Origin of the sequence: Haloferax litoreum, assembly GCF_009674605.1 — an archaeon.
Taxonomy (GTDB): domain Archaea; phylum Halobacteriota; class Halobacteria; order Halobacteriales; family Haloferacaceae; genus Haloferax; species Haloferax litoreum.
On record NZ_WKJO01000003.1, the window covers coordinates 98,756 to 116,623 of the forward strand.

The window sequence follows — 17,868 nt, forward strand, 5'->3', positions numbered from 1 at the left end:
TTGGTGGTAGAAGCTCTAAAACGCCCTAATTCATTCTGGATTTTTGGTGTTACATCGAATACAGGTATTCGACACATGGTCAGATTAATGGGTGTTAACATTCAGCACACCACGAATTGGTAGCGACCGAGGTTCGACACCGAATTCGGCGCAGAACGTACAGAGGTCCGAACCGGATTCTGAGCACATTAAGAGGGCGATTATTCGGAGAAACACCAAAAATATTCTTTTAAATTGATATAGTCGTCGGAACTCGCGCGCGCTCAGCGCCACGGTGTGGCCACCTCTACAGGACGTGTGTCGAGGACGGTCCAAGCCTTAGAATACAGACACGAAGAGGTGACTCAACCGGGCATCAGAACACCCTCGAAGGCAGTCGACGATTCTCAGCGTCCTGTATGGTTCGACCCCGGATGTACGTACGCACGCGTGCGACTACAGAAGATTGTGCATCGGGACACAGTCGTCCGCGACGTGGTAGACGTTCTTCCGGTCGCCTCGGCACCGATGCTGGTACCGACACTCCGATAGTCTCGGTCGACGGACGCCTCGTTTCGGTTCAGGGCGAGAGACTAATACGACCGAGTGGGGTCCCCCGCCGGTTGGAGTCGACTGCCTACAGAACGTTCCGGTAGAGGTCCACGACAGTCTTCATGCCTCGTGACCCCGAGCGCACGCTGAAGAAGAGTTCCAGGTCGGGGTTGTACTTCGTCTTGTACAGATTGAGTCGGGCGTTCCCGGCACCGACGAGGTCGTAGTGCGTGACACCCCGTGACTTGGCGTCTCGAATGATGTGCCAGTCCAAGAGTTCGTTCACCGAGAGTCCAACGTCGATATCCGGACGAACGCCTCCGTGCCACCGGAACACCCGGTCTTTGTACTCGTACGTGAGCATCCCCGAGACGTACGTCCCCTCGTAGCGGAAGACGTATGGTCGAATCTGTCCCTCGGGAAGCGACTCGTACAGGTCGACGGCGAACTCGGTGGGCATGTTGAATCCCTCTCCTTGTTCTTCGTATCGCTCGGTCACCTGCCGGAGGATTCGCTTTACCTCTTCGACACCACCTTCCTCGACAGTGAAGTCGTGTTCGTCGGTGTCCACGTTGCGAATGTTCTTTCGCGCATCGCTCGTGAACCGCATGAGCAGGTCGTCTTCGTCCGGCGTGATGTCGAGGACGTACGTGTACTCCGGCGTCACGTCCCCGCCGTCCCACTTGAACGGCCGAACGTCGGTGAGCGCTGCCTCCGTTCGGACCTGCATGTAGTTTCGCTGGAGGTTCTCGCGAATCCAGGAGTTACAACCCTCGATGAAGCCATTCGCAGTGCTCTCGAGTTTTCGCTGACGCAGGTCGTCGACGTTCAGCAGTGCCGGGCCAAGTCGAGGGACCCACAACGGCGGTGGGGGAGAGAACACACCCGAGAACGGGCCCTTTTCCTTCTGGAACACGGGGAAGATTCCGACGACTTCCTGTCCTTTCTTCCCGACGAGTGGGTGTAACGTCGAGTTCGAGTGTCGTTCTTGGATACGGAGTGCGTCGGATTGATGGAACACGTTCGCCATCGGCGACCGTTCGACGTAGTCGTCCCACGCATCGAGTTCGTCCCACTCTGCTTCGATGATTTCGATGCTCATTGACTCAGTAGGCCGTCTTTCGGTACGCTGTTCGTGCGAATTTGTACAGGTGCCAGAGGCCCGGAGACTGTCCCTTGTCCCACTGGAGCGTCGGGACCGGCCGACCGCCGTACTTCTCTTTCGCCTTGAAGATACCGTCAGTGTAGGTCGAACCGGTACTTCCGAAGTCGTAGTACCGATAGCCGTTCTCTTTGCCCCACTTGATGGCGTGTTCGTGGAGGAGTTCCGCCGGGTAGTAATCGAAGTTTGACACGTCACCGATAGCCGAGAAGTAGTATATCATCGTCTCCTGTTCGTCGTCGAGGAAGTGCACGTACCGGCCGATTTCGTCGCCGTTGGCCTCCGCGACGAATATCTTCATTCGCTCGGGGAGGGCCGACGCGACGGTTTCGAAGAACGAAAGTGGGTAGGTGTGACCGCGAACACGCTCCATGTTCTCGATGTACGCCTCGTGTGTGGCAGTGATTTCCGCCGCCGTCAGTTCTGCCTCGTGGACGGAGACGTCGTTCTCGTGTGCCTTCCGAAGCGACTTTCGTCGCTCTTTGTCCATCCGCCGTTCGATGTCCTCCCACTCGTCGGTGAGGTGCAACTCGAACCGGCAGTCGGTCAGTTTCGGTTCGTACCCGTGCTTCGCGAGGTACTTTCCGTATCGCATGTAACTCGGGTCTTTGGCCTTTATCGTGTGGAAGAGGATGTTGCGGCCGTTCACCCGCGCGAGTGTATCGAACATCAAGTCGAGCGACTCGGTTTCGTCCGTGGTGACGACGGGGCCACCGTATCCCGGGGTCGCCGATATCAACCGCTTGAGCGGTTGTTCCTCGAACAATCGTGACGTGGAGGCTGCTTCGCTCAAAAAGTTCGGAACGAATCCGAGGTTTTCGACCAACGCCGCCCCCGTCGGAAGGTCGATGTCGGTCACGAAGTTGGGGAACACCGCGATTGGGTTTCCACTCTTCGTCACGACGACGTGACGTGGTGTGTACGGGAGTGTGTCTTCGACGGCCCGTAACCACTCGTGGCGGTGAAACACACTGCCTTGGTCTGACTGCGTGACAACGTTGTTCCATTGTCCTTCGGATACTGCGTCGATGCTGCTGTATACGTGTACGTCGAGGGTACTCATTGGGGATTACTCCAGATAGCCAAGGTTCGCGAGGCGGTCTTCCACCTCGGTGTCGTTCGTCTCCACCCGTTCGACCGGTTCGAACGGAGGATACCTAATCGGTGTCTGCGCGTCGACGATGGGGAGCGGGTTGCCGTCCATCTCTTCGTCGGGTGGGAGGCCGTACGTCGCGAGAATCGTCGGTGTGACGTCGAACAGGTGCGCATCACCAAGTGGTGCGTGCGAGTCGATAGCCGGACCAGACGCCGCAACCACTCCCCAGCGCTTGTGATTCCACGACTCTGTCGGGTCGCCGAACTGCTCGCCGTACAGTTGGGCACTCAGGTAGTGGTCGTAGTTCGACGGGACGAGGACGATATCGACCGCGTTGTGCGCTTCAGGGCCGTGGAAATACTCCTCCCGGGGGGCGACATCCTCGAAGAGGAGTTCACCGTCCGGCGTCTCGACGGCCTTCAGGGCGGAAATTAACTCGCGGCGAACGTCTTCGTACGCGTCCTGTGGAACCCTTCCGTCGGGTTCCCTCCCTTCGAGGTTGATTCGAATCCCGAGTTCGATCAGGTCTCGCATGTACGCGCGCGAAGATGGGAAGTCCACCTGTGTGGTCCCCGCTCGCTTGACGTCCGTAGGGACGACGCGAGCGACGTACTCGGCGAGTCCGAGTTTCTGAAGGACACTCGTGATTCGCTGGGTCGTCAGACCAAACCGTGCGGCGACAGTCATCGCCGAGTTCATCACGTCCAGCGACGCGTCGTCGTCTGCTTCGAACTGCCCCTTCTCGAGGCCGCGTTTTTGTATCGAGACCCACGAAGGCATCCCCGACCCACCGTGTCGGACAGACACGTATCCCTCGTCTCGGAGGAACTCGTTGACGCGGAATTCGTATTTGTCGTACTGTCCCATTCCGTGGTCGCTCACGACGAAGACGTTCTCGGGCGACGTCGCCTCGAGAATCAAGCCGATTTGCTCGTCCACCGCTTCGTACACGGCGTGGACGAGTTCGAGGTCACCGGGTCGTTCGTGGAAGACGGTGTCCGTCTGTTGGAACTCGACGAAACCGAAGTCCGGGTCGAACCGGTCGGCGAGGTATCTGAAGGCGTCCCCGCGCATCCGAATGAGTTCGAGATACGCGTCGTCTCCCCGGCCCTCCGGGTCGTTGGGGTAGACTCTGTACTCGCCGATTTCTGCCCGAACGTCGTCGAGGAGTCCAGCAGGATGACAGGGTGGGTCTTCGGGGCCGACGTACCCAGGGATGAGTGCTCCGTCGAACGGCCTCGGGGGAGCAGTCACCGGGACGTTGACCACGACACTTCGGAGGCCGTGATAGTCGAGGAGTTCCCACAGGGTCCGCTGGCGAACGTCGGTCGCGTTTACCACGTCTGCATCGTAGCCGTCGAAAGAGAGAAATCCGAATACGCCGTGTTTTCCGGGGTTTACACCGGTATACAGTGACGGCCACGCGCTGGCAGTCCACGGGGGGACCTGCGATTCGAGCGGTCCGTACACCCCCTCTTCGAAGAGTCGCTGCAAGTTCGGGAGTGAATCGTCCTCGAACAGTGGGTCTAGTACCTCGATGCAGGCCGCGTCGAGACCGATAAGAAGGGTCGTGAGCGACGACTGCGTCCGGTCATCCATATGGATACATACAGCACTGAAACGTGCTTTGTTATAGTGAACCTATGAGCCAAAACGACCCGACGGCTGTTGGTTCTCTGAACACGTGTCGGTGTTGCGACCAGACTGGAGAGAAGTCGTTCGGAGACCGGAGAGTGTGGTCCCCTGCTGCTTCCCGATTCTCTCTGTCGAACGGGTGCGACGGTGTGTCGTGACGAATTACCGATACAACACTCCACAGGAAAGCCATTTCAGGACCCATTTCTCCCAGAATTCGACGTGAGTAACGCCGGAAACGCGACCGGTTGGCGCAGAGTAACAATAGTGGAACCGGGGGAATGTACTACCAGAACCAATGACGCCACTCGGTCTTCTTCCCCTCTTTCGACCGCACCACGTACACAACCCATGGCCCCAATAGTCACCCTCCAAACAAACGATTCAGACGACCGAGGCGATAGCGGTCCGTCCGAGAAACCGGACCTCTCTGTCGTCGTCGTCACGTTCAACGAAGAGGCACGAATCGAGCGGTGCCTCGAATCAGTGTTCGAATCGTGTCGCGACGTGGGCACCTTCGAGGTAATCCTCGTCGACTCGAATTCGACCGACCGTACGGTCGATATCGCTAAATCGTTCCCCATAACCATCCTCACGTTGCCAGACGAAGTCGACAGGACGCCGTCGGCAGGTCGCTACGTCGGGACACAGTGGGCAAACGGAGACACGATTCTGTACGTCGACGGCGACATGTACCTCGAACCCGAGTGGCTATCAGACGCCTACGACTTCCTCCACACGAACGACGGCGTCGTCGGCGTCGACGGCCACCTCAACGTTCGTGGAGACACGTCCACACCACAACGCGTCAACGCGATACGAGGCGTCGCACTCTACGACACGTCCGCGGTGACCGCTGTCGGTGGGTTCGACCCGTTCCAAAAGTCGCTCGAAGACATCGACCTCGGCTTCCGACTCGTCCTCGACAGCGGGGAACTCTACCGACTCCCGAGCGTCGCTGCGTCGCACCCGGTTGCGAAGGGAACGCGGGAGATTAGACGCCGATGGCGGAGCGGATACGTCGAAGGCGTCGGTCAGACGCTCCGAAAGTCGGCGTCACGCCCTCGGTTGTTGGCAATGCACCTCCTGCGACTGAGATACAAAGTGCTGATTGGAAGTTGGTTCGCAGCGGGGGGCGTGAGTGTTGCGCTCTCACCACTCGCGACGGGTGGGTGGCTACTCGCGACGGGACTCTTCTTCGCGTTCTTGACCAGGGAACGCGGGAGCAGCGAAGCGTTTCGGTTGACGTTCGGATACGCACTGCTCTGGATTGGGTTCATCTACGGGATGCGAATTCCACCACGGCCACGTGACGAGTACCCACTCTCACGGGTCGACGTCGTCAAGCGAATCAGCGTCTTTCAGTGACGGCCTGAGGCAGCATCAGTCGCCACGGTCACGTCCGAAACGAGTCAAGTAGGACGAACAGGAGACTGGGCGAGCGTCCTGCGAGCAACCTCGCCCATCGTCTCGACGACGAGGTCCGTCTCGGCTCTGACGTCGGCTAGGTACGCCAAGATGCGTCGGATGCGTTCTACGCTGTAGTCAGTGTGGAGGTTGTTCGGGTGGAGCCACATGTGGAAGACACCGCCCTCTCTCGCGGCCTGGTCGATGCCGCGTTTGGCCTGCCGTACCACCGGGTCGCCGACGAGTCGGTTCGCAATTTCGAGTGCTACGCCCTCGAAACTGAAGAGGTACAGTGACGCCGGGATATCGACTAACCCGTATTCGTCGATAGAGGGAGTGACGAGCAACGACTGGCCGGGAGCATAGACGCCATCGACGAGTGTGTGCACGCCCTTCGGGAGCGGCGTATCGCGAAACACGGGTGATGGACCACGGTAACACGAGAACCCGTACTTCGCGAGGACGTCTCGGTGACCGACGTCGTTGCGGGGGTAGACGAACGAGTCGAGTTCGAGACCGTAGTCGCTCGCGATATCGACACACGCGCGAATCTCCGCGTCGGCAAACGCGTGGTCGATGCGGCCGAACTGTGGATGCGAGTACGAGTGGCATCCAATCTCGTGGTTGGCGTTCGACGTCCGAACGGCGTCGACGAGGTCACGCCCGAAGCGAAGGTCTGGACGAGACCGCCAGATTCCGGTCTCTTTCTCGAACCATCCATCAGGGGCGGGGTGTGCACTGTGGCGTCCGTCGCAGTCGTCCAAGAAGAGGTGTCCAACGATTGCCCAGGTGGCGGGCACGTCGAACTCGTCGAAGAGGTCGACGAGTGCCGTCCACCCGGACCGCGCGTACTCGACACGGTCGGGTGGGTCCTCGAAGTCGAGATATCCCCATCCGAGTTCCGCGTCGAGCGAGATAACCACAGAGCCCATCGGTGAACACGTCGGCGAGTGAGCGGTTTGTTATACGGCCGATACCGCCCGAGACGCGTCACTGCGTGAGAAATTCTCCAGCGTGACGAGCGGTGTCGTTCCGGTCGCTGGAGTCAAAATCCCCGAATCCGAGCCGGTACACGATTCATAACAAAAACTGGGTAGAGACACCCTAGATAGTAGATGACGCGTGGAAGTACAGTCTGTGACGGTTACGCACACGCTCCACCCACAGGAAGGACATGAGAGTTCTATTCGACATCAACCACCCAGCACAGGTACACCTGTTCAAGAACGCGATTCGAGAACTGAAAGAACGAGGCCACACCGTCCACGTCACGTCACGAGAAAAAGAGATGACGACGACGTTACTCGACGAGTACGGTATCGACCACACACCGCTGTCGTCCGAGTGGAATCGGTTTGGTCCCGCTTCGCTCGTCGGGGAGTGGGGCATTCGGGAAGTTCGAATGCTCCAGTACGCCCGTCGATTCGACCCCGACGTCATCGTGAGTCGTCTCAACCCGTCGGTCGTCCACGTATCGACGCTCCTCGGGTGCCGAAATCTCATCTATCAAGATACGAAGCTCAAGCCCGAGACCTTAGAACGGGTGTATCACGCAGTCACGTGCCCGTTCGTCGACAAAATCTGTGTGCCCCCGGACTTCTCGATTCCCGTTCCCGAAGAGAAGCAAGTTTCCGTCGGGTTCCAGGAGTTGTCGTACCTGCACCCGAATTGGTTCACCCCCGACCCTGAATCGCTCCGTGAGTACGGTGTCGACCCAGAGAACCCGTACTTCGTCCTCCGGTTCGCCGGGTGGCAAGCGTTCCACGACGTCGGAAACACCGGCCTGTCAGTCGAGGGGAAACGCGAACTTGTCTCGTATCTCGCCGAGCACGGTGACGTGTACATCACCAGCGAAGCCCCACTTCCCCCGGAGTTCGAGCAGTACAAGCTAACGGTTCCGCCACACATGATTCACGACCTGTTGTACTACGCCACCCTCTACGTCGGCGACTCCGAGACGATGCCCACGGAAGCGGCCCTCCTCGGAACACCCGCGATACGAGTGAACTCGATGGTCGGAAAGGGTGACATCAGCAACTTCCTCACGCTCGAAGACTACGGACTCATGTTCTCGTTCGCCGACGAGGACAGCGTCTTCGAGAAAGTCGAAGAACTACTGACCGAGTCGAATGCGAGCGATTGGGAGGAGAAGCGAGACACTCTCCTGTCCGAGCAGGGAGACGTGACGGCGTCGATGCTCGAACTGGTCGAAGAACAGGCCGCGATTCACCAGTCGAAACGGCGTCCTCTCGTCTCGCGAATCTACGACGAAATTATCACGAGACTCTGACGAGGAGAGTTGCCAGAAGCGGACGCCTGTGGTTCTCGTTAGACGCACATTCTCAGAAATAGCCTGAGATTAACAATAGTCCCAGAGCACCGTCACTCTACCAACGCTCCCCACAGTCACGAGACGTGGAAGATTCACTCACTACAGGGGTCACTGGCAGATATTTCGTGGCCACTGTGGTCCGTGACTGTCGTCGCGAGCACCCCGTTTGCCACCGTATGCGGCACAACATCATGATTCGAACTCTGCAATTGGTGACCACTCGACGACCTTTCTTCGAACAGCAGGTCGCTGCGCTCGAACGACACGGCGTCGATTGTCACGTAGTGACTGTCCCAAAACCGCCGTCCGGAGCGAGGTCGCTTCGCGATTACGTCCGGTTTTACGGGCGTGTCCTTCGTGAATCCCTCGACGGACCGTACGACCTCGTGCACGCGAACTACGGCCTCACCGCCCCGGCGGCCATCGCCCAACCGACCCGACCAATCGTCCTCTCTCTGTGGGGGTCAGACGTGTGGGGGAAGTATGGCTCCGTCAGTGACTGGTGTAGCCGCGAGTTCGATGCGGTAATCGTCATGTCCGAGCAGATGGCCGACGCACTCGATACCAAGTCCGTGGTCATCCCGCACGGCATCGACATGGACCTGTTCGAACCACTCCCCCAGACCGAGGCGCGAGCAGAGTTGGGGTGGGACGACCAGCACCATCACGTGTTGTTCCCCTACGCACCATCGCGGGAGGTGAAAGATTACCCGCGGGCAGTTCGCATCGTCGAGACCGTCCAAGAGCGACTCGGAAACCCGGTGACGCTCCAGACAGTTTCTGGAGAGCCACACGAACGAATCCCGGTGTACATGAGTGCGGCAGACGCGATGTTGCTCACGTCCCGTTGGGAGGGGTCCCCGAACGCAGTGAAAGAAGCGTTAGCCTGCAACCTCCCGGTGGTGAGTACCGACGTCGGCGACGTGCGGTCGTATCTCAGTGAGCGGACGGGGTCGTACGTTGCCACGTCGGACGACGAACTCGTTATGGCCCTCTGCGACATCTTAGAACGAGACGGGCGGCCGAATAGTCGAGAGGCGATGGTCGAGTTCGGTCTCGACCAGATGGCCGAAAATATCGTCTCGGTGTACGAGCACGTTCTCGAACCGAAACAAGAGGTGACAGTGTCGTGAGAGTGTTAAACGCATCAGTATTCAAGAAGAACAGCGTCGACGTCAACGCCGCAATCGTCGGTCTCGTACTGGCGATTATCCTCCTCCCGCTTCGGACGCTCTCGTCAGAACCGTTCATCACCGCGATTCCCGTTTCACTGGGGTTAGCCTGCCTCTCGTACCTCGTCGTCAGGTGGCAGTACGATTCTGCGACTGAACTGCCGTCTATCTCGGCCTCGCTCTCGAAGGCCTCGACCGTCGCCTTCGTCTTCGGTCTCGGGACGCTCGTGCTCATCGCCCAGCAAGCACACGCCCGCACGGTCCCGTTCTTGCTCCTCGCGTCGGCACTGGCCGCGGTGATTCTCGTCCAACTCTTCTTCGTCACAGACGAAGCGTTCAGCCCGGGTATCGTCCTCGCACAGATACTCGCCCTCTCGGTGGTCGTCCGATTCGCGTCGCTCTACACGACACCGGGGTTCGTCGGCGTCGATAGCTGGACCCACATCACGCTGTACACCCAGCCGATTTTCGAGAGTCAGTCGCTCGACCCGTTGGCGGAGGTGAAGTACTACTCCGCACCGCTGTACCACATCCTCGTGGCCACGACTGCACAGTGGCTCGGTGTCTCACTCCGCGATGCCCTGTTCCTCTCTGTCGGTGTCGTCATGACGCTGTTCACGGTCACGATATTCGGCGCAAGTCGATTTTTCGTCGGTGAACGGTGGGCCGTCGTCGCAGTGGCCCTGTACGCCGTCGCCGACCACGTCGTTCGGTGGGGCATCAATATCATCCCGACGAGTCTCGGTCTCGTGTTCTTCGTCGCCATCGTGTACTACACGATTCGAATGCTGTCGGTCCCGGCCCGCCTGAGAGACTACGGGATGATGCTCTTTTTCAGCGTCGCGATTATCTTCACCCATCAGGTGTCGGCGTTCATCGCACTCGTCCTCCTCGGCGTCGCCACGACCGTCCAACTGCTGTTCAAGTTCGGTCACGGCCAGACAATCTTCGGAGAACAGAATCGCCCAGTCAGCGAGGAAGCAGTCGACTCGTGGAGTCTCACCGCTGTGACGACCCTCTACGCGGGTATCCTCGTCGTCAACTGGAGTGTCACGCCGTTCGCCGACTCGACGTTCATCGAGTTCATGCCGCGACTGCTCGAATTCACCGTCTCACAGTCGGCAGGGTTCTTGAACCTCATCGACTCGTCTTCGCCCCCATCGGTGGCGACGCCCAGTGCCACCGGTTCAATGGCCCAGTACGTCGCGTATTTCGACGGGATGGGCTACTTCATCCTGTTCTTCTTGACCATCGTGGGGTCGCTCGTGGTCCTCCACCTGCGGAGTCGCCGAGAAGCGGGACTCGTGCTCGTCGCCGTGACGGCAATCATGATGGTGTTCACGTTCCTCCTCCCGTTGTTCGGGATTCGGACGTTCATCCCGAGTCGCTGGTATGCGTTCATGTACGCGCCGATGGCCATCGTCGGGACGTTGGGCCTCTCGTACCTCGCTCACCGCGTGACTGGGCGGCGAATCGTCGTCGGACTCGTGATATTCGCCCTCGTCTTCCCGGGCACGATGCTGATGGCTCAGGGTGCGACAGAGGATAACCCCGTCTTCCCGGACCACAACATCCGCTACGCGTACACCGAATCAGAACTCGCTGCGGTCTATACCGCAGGCGAAATCGACCCCGCGGCAGGCGGTCTGGTCTACACCGACCACCCGTACAAGACGGTGTTCCCGCGGTCTGGGAGTTACGAGGCCGAGACGATTCGGTTTGCCGAGGATGGGTCACTCGCGACGACAGGCGTCATCGTCTATCGACCGTTGCAGTCTGACGGGGCGACGTTGTTCGAGACGGGCCCCGACAGTTCGGGGACGTACGACGTGCCGCAGTCACTGCTGTGCCCAGAAGACGGCGAGAAGTTCTACGACAACGGCGACGTACACATGTGTCGAACGCCGACGACCGACGGCTGAGTGAGACCCACCGGGGAATCGACCGAGTGCGTTTCGATTCGCTGCCAGAAACAAGGCCGGAGGACGGTCGCTACCGAGCAGATTCTTGTCGAGCGTCGGAGGCAGAGCACGAGGCGGGAATGGTTCGTGCGTTCAAGGCGGTTTTCTCGAACGGCAGGAACGACAGAAAGTCACGGAGAGAGGCGGTTATGCGACCTCGTGACGGGATACCCGCTGAATAACAATGTCCTCACCACGGGTAGAGATAGTAAGACCGTGATTGGAGATTCGCCCACCGCGTCCCAAGAGAGAATCCCGAGAGACCTTGCAGGGGTGATGTTGCTGACGGCCGTGGCCGTGGCCGTGTTGTCACTTCCGACGACGAGCGGAACGGTTCCACGCCTGCTCTTCGGGATTCCGTTGCTCGTCTTTCTCCCTGGTTATGCGTTGGTTTCGGCCGTCTACACGAAGTCTGACGTCCCACCCACGGTGACAGATGGAACTCAGGCGTCGGCAAGCAGGTGGGCGGGGCGAAGTATCGACGTGTACACGCGACTCGGACTGTCGGTCGCATCGAGCGTGGCCATCGTGGCGATGGTCGCGTACGTTCTGAACTTCACGGCGTTCGGCATCAGCCCGGTCCCGACGCTCGTCACCGTGAGTGCCTTGACTATTGTCTTCTCGCTCGTTGCGCTCTGGCGGCGGCGTGCAGTTACGCCGACAGAACGGTTTTCTGTGACCCTTCCGTCGGTCCACATTCGTGGGGCGACGCGAGGCCAAACGCTCCTGAACGTCGCAATCGTCGTGGGGGTCGTCTTCGCGCTCTCGGCGACGGGGTACGCGCTGACCGCTGCTGAACCGACCGCTGGCGAACCATTCACCGAGTTCTATCTCCTCACCGAGAGCGAGACTGGTGAGTTCGTCGCCAACGACTATCCCGAGGCACTCACCGCCGGAGAGCCAACTGAACTCGCCGTCGGCATCGAGAACCACGAAGACGGTTCTCGTGATTACACAGTCGTCGTCCTCCTCCAGCGAGTGGACGCGTCCGGAACGCTAATCGAACGCGAGCAGATTTCTCAGTTCCAATCGAGCGTCGCGGCAGGTGAGACGGACGTCGTCGAACACACGGTTACCCCAGACGGAATCACCGGTGAAAACCTCGAACTCGTCTACCTCCTGTACGTCGACGAACCACCGGCAGAACCGACTCGAGAGAACGCGTATCGTGACCTCCGACTCCGTGTATCAGTGTCGTAACATACGCACGTCATACATCCAAGAAATCCATGTACAAAGAGAACACAATCAGCGTCGTCATTCCGGCATACAACGAAGCAGGCTTCATCGGCGAAGTCTTGGAAAGCGTCCCGTCGTACGTCGACCGAGTGTACGTCGTCGACGATGGGTCTACAGACAGTACCTGGGAAGAGATACAGGCACACGCGACGACAGTCACCGAGTCAGCAGACGGGAGCGTCGTCCAGTTCGACCAACGTATCGTCCCCATCCGTCACGTCGAGAACCGTGGTGTCGGCGGTGCCATCAAGACTGGGTACCTCCGTGCGCGTGACGACGAGATAGACATCACCGCCGTGATGGGAGGTGACGGCCAGATGGACCCAGACCGCTTACCGAACCTCCTCGACCCGATAGTCGATGGGCGTGCAGACTACGTGAAAGCCAATCGTCTCAGCAGGCCCGAGAACCGGCGTTCCATGCCACCGTTCCGATACGTCGGTAACGTCATCCTCACGTTCCTGACCAAAATCGCGAGTGGGTACTGGGGTATCAGTGACCCACAAAACGGGTATACCGCCATCTCACTCGACGCACTCGAACGAGCGCCAATCGAGGACATGTACGAGTTCTACGGGTACTGTAACGACCTATTGGCGAAACTCAACGTCGAGCGTCTTCGTGTCGCCGACGTTCCGGTTCGGAGCGTCTACGGCGACGAAAAGAGCCACATTCGGTATCAAACCTACATCCCGCGCGTCTCTGCGATGCTGCTCCGGACCTTCCTCTGGCGACTCTCTGCGACGGTCCGTCGCGACAGGAGCAATCCAGTACCACTCTTCTATCTCACCGGTGCAGCAGGAGTGCTCGGCGGTGTCTCACAATTCGTGCGAAATCTGCTCGTCTCGAGAGACGACGATTCAGATAGTGGCCGTGCTCTTACCGGCGTACTCGCCGGGAGTGTGTCACTCCTCGTCGCCATGTTATGGGAGACGCGCCTCAACCGTGACCTGAGTGTCACCGAAGACACTCGGTGGAACGAGCGAGAAGACCAAGACCGAAGTGGCGACTGAACTCGGTCCAGTCGCGAGTCGTCTGAGTCCCTCTCGTCGTCCTTTTCGTCTGTTCCCTGCTACCGAAGCGTTCGCCGAGCATCTGGTGCGATTTTACGTTTGGTATCAACTAAGTCTACAATTAACCATCACTATCTCGGCAGTGAGGGTGAGTGGACCCGATTCGCAGGAGTATAACAATCAATATATAGAGGTATATTGTGAACCATGCTTCGGTCAGCGGGAACCATCTATCGTGAGTGGGGGCTTAGATACCTCATCGCGATAGGGACAGAGCACTTCCTCATCCGCGCCCTCGCTGATTCTCGCTCGCCGTCGTACTGGCGACGGACCGAATCGTTCCACGACCGAATCTTAGACACCGACGTAAGCCACTACGAACACCCGACGAATCCGTTCGCACTTCGGTACGTCGACCCTGCGAAGATATCCCGATTCAGTGGGCGAGGGAGTGCTCTCTGGGAGAACGCGATGTACGAAATCGGCACGGTTCAGGACGGTGACTGGGACATCGAGCCATATCGAGGCCCACTCGAAGACAAGGAACTGGAGATCACGTTTGCAAACGCCCTCGAAGAGACAGTCCTCTACCGCTCGATGAAAGAACACTTCACGAACGGAGTCGCGTGGGAAGACACCCAGTTCGTTCAGCGTATGTGCGAACTCATCGAGGAGTCCGATACGCGTGCGTGGCACGGGTCACTGACCTGTGAAGACGTTCGAGAGCGATGTGCGTACCTCGATTCACTGTACGAACGTATCCAGACGGACGGGTTCCTCTCACAACGGGAACTGCAACAGCGTGGTGAAGAACCGCCGAAAGATTACCTCGATACCCTTCGAAGCGAGATTCTCGTCGACATCGGTCGCGACGGTGAGTTTTTGATGGTCGACGGTCGCCACCGGTTGTCTATCGCCAAAATACTGGGAGTCGAATCCATCCCAGTCGTGGTCGTCGTTCGTCACACACAGTGGATGGATAAAATCAACAGCGACCCAGAAGTGTTCGGGTCGCACCCGGATTTATCTGCCGAGAAAGACACGCCAACTCGGTACTGAACGACCCACATCCAGAGCGTCTGTCGTCGGTTTCGGTGAGCACTGTGGGCTCCCGTACTACGTCTTCCGACCCCTACGGTAACTCGATTGTGAGGTTCACCGTCGAGAGCGACGAATTGACTGTTTCGACTGCTTCGCCGGTTACTTTGATGACCGAGTCAGTGAGTTTGCACCCGTTCGAATTCTCGAACCTAAACCCGTTCCGTTCGCGTCCCGTCTGGTTCACCTCGCATCCTTTGAACGTCGTCCCGTCTCGGCCGTTTATCGAGACGGCGTGTCCAAACCCGGCACTCCCGACGATTCGGACGTTCTCGAACGTCGAGCCAAACGGGCCAGCGGAAGAATCTGGGTCGAGTGCGTGAATCGCGTACGTGTCGTCCCTGTCGACCCTGATAGTCGTGTTTCGGATGGTCGCACGACCGGTGTCGGAGTGGAGCACCAGCGCCCCAAATCCTTCGCCCGCCTCTTTCCCGATGTAGATGAGGCAGTCCTCGACGAGTTGGTCGGACTTGCCGCGAAGTCTGAGTCCTCTCGCGTTGAGTGCACCCGGTGGACTCGGTGGTACCTCATTGACAACGATGGTCGCACCTCGAACAGTCGAACCTGTCGTCCCGATACGGACGTTCGCGATGTTGTTGTTCTTGAACAGACCGCCCTCCACGTGGACGATACCATCCGCACCGTTTATCGACTCTTCGGGCCGTCCGGGCGATGACGCGTACAGTCCGTTGTTCGGGAAGTTCTCGATGACGCAGTCTCGGAACGTCATCGACCCGGCGTGGGCACTTCCGACGTACACACCGACGGCGTTTCCACCCTCGTGGCCGCCATCGCGGGCGATGAGTCTCTCGACGAGTGCACTCGACTGTCTGTCGAGTACCTCGAACCTGAACATCGCGGGATTGTTCGGTCTCTCCTCGTCGGGCATCTTCCCTCGAACGCGGATATCTCGAACGGTGAAGTCCCCGTCGGCGATGATGTGAATCGACCCACCGAATCCATCGGCCGTGTAATCGAATTCGAACCCCTCGAAGAGAAAGTCGCTGATACCTTCGAGTCGAATGAACAGGTTGTCTTCCAACTCGTGTGCAGGGTGGTTGGGGACGAATGTCGGTGTCGCTCCGTCCGCTGCCACGAACGCGAAGTTCGAGACCGATTCGAGTTCGAACTGGTCGAGTTTGTATCGTCCGTCGGGGAACACGACAGCAGTGTCGTCCTCGACGACGCGTTGGAGGACGTCGTTTATCGTCTCTCTGCCGGATGGGTCACCACCGGCGTCGACCAGATTGACGACGTTTCCGTATCGGTCCAGGGGAGACGACTCCAATTCGGGAGGCGTATACTCGTCAGTCGTCCTGTCGTCGTCCTCGGGAGGCCCTTCGAAGAAGGGCAACCGATTCAGACACCCAGCCAGCCCCGCAGCGAGGCCAACCGCGCCACCGTACTTGAGATAGTCCCGTCGTTGCATCTTGCACTAGAACGTACGTGAGACACGCTCGGTCACGAGTCTGGTCTCACTACGTCAACCGTCCCAACCTAAGAGTCCTGAGCGGTTCGTTATGATTGATATATCCTCGATAACCGCTTTCTAAATATCATATTTTTTATACTCGCGTCGACAGGCATTACACACCCCAGAACCCGATTCTAAAGTGCTCAAACCGGTATTTTGAAAAGACGAGGTCGTGGCGGTGCAGTGGAACAGTTTTCCTCGAAGAGTATCCGTCCTCCGTGACGATGGAAGTCGAAATCGGGTTCCAGTACCGTTCTGAGGGCCGTACAAGCTCAGATAAGCGTCACTTATCTACGACACACAGGTTAGCAGACCTATACTAAATCACGTTCACATCGTCGTGTCATTCATGGCGACACGAAGGAAAAGCGATGGGTCTGTCCTCATTACGACGGGAAATTACGCGACGACACGGTCGTTGGGTGAGAAAGGCATCTACACGATTCTCGCATCAGAATACGACGATGCACCCGTCGGGTCGTCACGGTATTGTGACGAGGTCGTTCGAGTCCCAGCACCAAGAGACGACCTAGTCGCCTACAAAGACGCACTCGTGGAGATTGCCGCCCGACCAGACGTGAAGACGATCGTCCCAACCCGTGTCGAAGATGGGTACGTCCTTTCGAAGTACTACGACGAGTTCGACGAGTACGTCGACTTGGTCGTCCAACCGTTCGAGACGCTGCACGAGGCACACGATAGAATCCGACTCTTCGATGCCGCACAGGCGGCGGGCGTTCCGATGCCGCGCACACGACTGCTCAGTGACGTGGAGGAGTTCGACACACCGGCAATCATCAAGGCGCGGTTCAACGTACTCGTCGGTGAGTACGTCGAAGGATACGGCCCGGGTGAGTACGACATCATCAAGGGACTCCACCACGTCAAACCCGGAGATGTCCTGGACCGCGACGAAATTACTCGCGAGATGAAACACGACCCAATCGTCCAAGAGTACGTCCCGTCCGCGGGAAAGTACATGTTTGCCGCACTCTACGACCACGGCGTACCGGTCGCAACCTTCCAACACCGACAGATTCGCGGGAACTCGTACACCGGTGGCGGCGGCGTCTACCGCTCGTCCGTCTATATTCCAGAGCTCGAAGCAGTCGGACGGAAACTCCTCGAACACATGAACTGGCACGGCCTCGCGTGCATCGAGTACGTCAAAGACGCAGAGACGGGAGAGTTCAAACCGATTGAACTCAATCCACGAATCTGGCAGTCGATGCCGTCGACGGTTCGCGCCGGTGCCGACTTCCCGTACTACTACTGGTTACAGGCGACGGGGCAGAAAGAGCGCGTCGAACCCAAATACGAACTCGGTGTGGGAAGTCACTTCCTCTGGGGAGAACTTGGCTACTTGGCGAGTGTCGTCAAAGACGAGTCCCCGTTCGTTCCGCGTCCATCACTCGCGTCGGCCGTGAAAGAAGTCGTTTCGTCGATGATCTCCGAACCACGGTTCGATTTCGTCCGCCTCGACGACCCGTTGCCGTTCGTCCATTTCGTCTACCACATCTTCGTCTCGAAAGTGGTCACACTCCGGTTGCTGAGTACTGCGAAGGGAGCGTTCGTACGGAGTCGAAAGACCAACTGACCAACTGACCAACTGACCAACTGACCAACTGGCCAACGCTGTTACGAACGCCGTTCTACATCGTTACGTGTCGACATCTGGTTTCGAAACTGTCATAGTTACTACTCTATTTTGGAATTTTCAAGATTTTCGCGGGTTGTGACCACTCAGG

13 protein-coding genes are annotated in these 17,868 nt (G+C 58.5%); 8 read left to right on the plus strand and 5 right to left on the minus strand.

The window, feature by feature from the left end:
* Window positions 1-616 precede the first annotated feature (616 nt).
* Genes GJR96_RS17275 through GJR96_RS17285 form a run of 3 tightly spaced genes read right to left on the minus strand, consistent with a single transcriptional unit; the run spans window position 617 to window position 4,388 of the window.
* The gene (locus tag GJR96_RS17275; RefSeq protein WP_151164765.1) at window positions 617-1,633 is read right to left on the minus strand and encodes a lipid II:glycine glycyltransferase FemX; all 1,017 of its coding nucleotides are present in this window, start codon (window positions 1,631-1,633) and stop codon (window positions 617-619) included.
* 4 nt (window positions 1,634-1,637) lie between these two features.
* A complete protein-coding gene (locus GJR96_RS17280; RefSeq protein ID WP_151164766.1) occupies window positions 1,638-2,756 on the minus strand; it encodes a lipid II:glycine glycyltransferase FemX in 1,119 nt (372 codons plus the stop codon).
* Window positions 2,757-2,762: 6 nt separating this feature from the next.
* Window positions 2,763-4,388 (minus strand): alkaline phosphatase family protein, encoded by a 1,626-nt coding sequence (locus tag GJR96_RS17285; RefSeq protein ID WP_151164767.1) that lies wholly within the window; start codon window positions 4,386-4,388, stop codon window positions 2,763-2,765.
* Between the two features lie 387 nt (window positions 4,389-4,775).
* On the opposite strand from GJR96_RS17285, the gene GJR96_RS17290 reads away from it, so the two are divergent.
* Window positions 4,776-5,792: a glycosyltransferase gene (locus GJR96_RS17290; protein WP_151164768.1), complete on the plus strand. Its 1,017-nt coding sequence runs from the start codon at window positions 4,776-4,778 to the stop codon at window positions 5,790-5,792.
* Window positions 5,793-5,836: 44 nt separating this feature from the next.
* On the opposite strand, the gene GJR96_RS17295 is transcribed toward GJR96_RS17290, so the two are convergent.
* Window positions 5,837-6,763 carry a polysaccharide deacetylase family protein gene (locus GJR96_RS17295; protein ID WP_151164769.1) on the minus strand — a complete coding sequence of 309 codons (927 nt, stop codon included), beginning with the start codon at window positions 6,761-6,763 and terminating at the stop codon, window positions 5,837-5,839.
* Window positions 6,764-7,005: 242 nt separating this feature from the next.
* Here GJR96_RS17295 and GJR96_RS17300 point away from each other — a divergent pair, with 242 nt between their 5' ends.
* The 6 genes from GJR96_RS17300 to GJR96_RS17325 all read left to right on the plus strand — a co-directional run bounded on the left by GJR96_RS17300 (window position 7,006) and on the right by GJR96_RS17325 (window position 14,607).
* Window positions 7,006-8,121 carry a hypothetical protein gene (locus GJR96_RS17300; RefSeq protein WP_191965921.1) on the plus strand — a complete coding sequence of 372 codons (1,116 nt, stop codon included), beginning with the start codon at window positions 7,006-7,008 and terminating at the stop codon, window positions 8,119-8,121.
* A 233-nt stretch (window positions 8,122-8,354) separates the two neighbouring features.
* Window positions 8,355-9,296 carry a glycosyltransferase gene (locus GJR96_RS17305; RefSeq protein WP_151164770.1) on the plus strand — a complete coding sequence of 314 codons (942 nt, stop codon included), beginning with the start codon at window positions 8,355-8,357 and terminating at the stop codon, window positions 9,294-9,296.
* On the plus strand, window positions 9,293-11,257 hold the full coding sequence (locus GJR96_RS17310; RefSeq protein WP_151164771.1) for a hypothetical protein: 1,965 nt from the start codon (window positions 9,293-9,295) through the stop codon (window positions 11,255-11,257). The genes GJR96_RS17305 and GJR96_RS17310 overlap by 4 nt, the downstream gene beginning before the upstream one ends.
* Before the next feature lie 315 nt (window positions 11,258-11,572).
* Window positions 11,573-12,496, plus strand: a complete 924-nt coding sequence (locus GJR96_RS17315; RefSeq protein ID WP_151164772.1) for a DUF1616 domain-containing protein — start codon at window positions 11,573-11,575, stop codon at window positions 12,494-12,496.
* Between the two features lie 29 nt (window positions 12,497-12,525).
* Window positions 12,526-13,548 carry a glycosyltransferase family 2 protein gene (locus GJR96_RS17320; RefSeq protein ID WP_151164773.1) on the plus strand — a complete coding sequence of 341 codons (1,023 nt, stop codon included), beginning with the start codon at window positions 12,526-12,528 and terminating at the stop codon, window positions 13,546-13,548.
* Window positions 13,549-13,755: 207 nt separating this feature from the next.
* Window positions 13,756-14,607, plus strand: a complete 852-nt coding sequence (locus GJR96_RS17325) for a hypothetical protein (protein ID WP_151164774.1) — start codon at window positions 13,756-13,758, stop codon at window positions 14,605-14,607.
* Window positions 14,608-14,680: 73 nt separating this feature from the next.
* Here GJR96_RS17325 and GJR96_RS17330 read toward each other — a convergent pair whose 3' ends face one another.
* On the minus strand, window positions 14,681-16,075 hold the full coding sequence (locus tag GJR96_RS17330) for a twin-arginine translocation signal domain-containing protein (protein WP_151164775.1): 1,395 nt from the start codon (window positions 16,073-16,075) through the stop codon (window positions 14,681-14,683).
* 394 nt (window positions 16,076-16,469) lie between these two features.
* Between GJR96_RS17330 and GJR96_RS17335 the strand changes: the two genes are divergently transcribed.
* Complete coding sequence (locus GJR96_RS17335) at window positions 16,470-17,717, plus strand: carboxylate--amine ligase (RefSeq protein ID WP_225317790.1); 1,248 nt, start codon at window positions 16,470-16,472, stop codon at window positions 17,715-17,717.
* Window positions 17,718-17,868 lie beyond the last annotated feature (151 nt).

Coding starts and splice junctions, on each gene's coding strand:
- GJR96_RS17275 (WP_151164765.1), bottom strand. CDS start 1,633: ATGAGCATCGAAATCATCGAAGCAGAGTGGGACGAACTCGATGCGTGG.
- GJR96_RS17280 (WP_151164766.1), bottom strand. CDS start 2,756: ATGAGTACCCTCGACGTACACGTATACAGCAGCATCGACGCAGTATCC.
- GJR96_RS17285 (WP_151164767.1), bottom strand. CDS start 4,388: ATGGATGACCGGACGCAGTCGTCGCTCACGACCCTTCTTATCGGTCTC.
- GJR96_RS17290 (WP_151164768.1), top strand. CDS start 4,776: ATGGCCCCAATAGTCACCCTCCAAACAAACGATTCAGACGACCGAGGC.
- GJR96_RS17295 (WP_151164769.1), bottom strand. CDS start 6,763: ATGGGCTCTGTGGTTATCTCGCTCGACGCGGAACTCGGATGGGGATAT.
- GJR96_RS17300 (WP_191965921.1), top strand. CDS start 7,006: ATGAGAGTTCTATTCGACATCAACCACCCAGCACAGGTACACCTGTTC.
- GJR96_RS17305 (WP_151164770.1), top strand. CDS start 8,355: ATGATTCGAACTCTGCAATTGGTGACCACTCGACGACCTTTCTTCGAA.
- GJR96_RS17315 (WP_151164772.1), top strand. CDS start 11,573: ATGTTGCTGACGGCCGTGGCCGTGGCCGTGTTGTCACTTCCGACGACG.
- GJR96_RS17320 (WP_151164773.1), top strand. CDS start 12,526: ATGTACAAAGAGAACACAATCAGCGTCGTCATTCCGGCATACAACGAA.
- GJR96_RS17325 (WP_151164774.1), top strand. CDS start 13,756: ATGCTTCGGTCAGCGGGAACCATCTATCGTGAGTGGGGGCTTAGATAC.
- GJR96_RS17330 (WP_151164775.1), bottom strand. CDS start 16,075: ATGCAACGACGGGACTATCTCAAGTACGGTGGCGCGGTTGGCCTCGCT.
- GJR96_RS17335 (WP_225317790.1), top strand. CDS start 16,470: ATGGCGACACGAAGGAAAAGCGATGGGTCTGTCCTCATTACGACGGGA.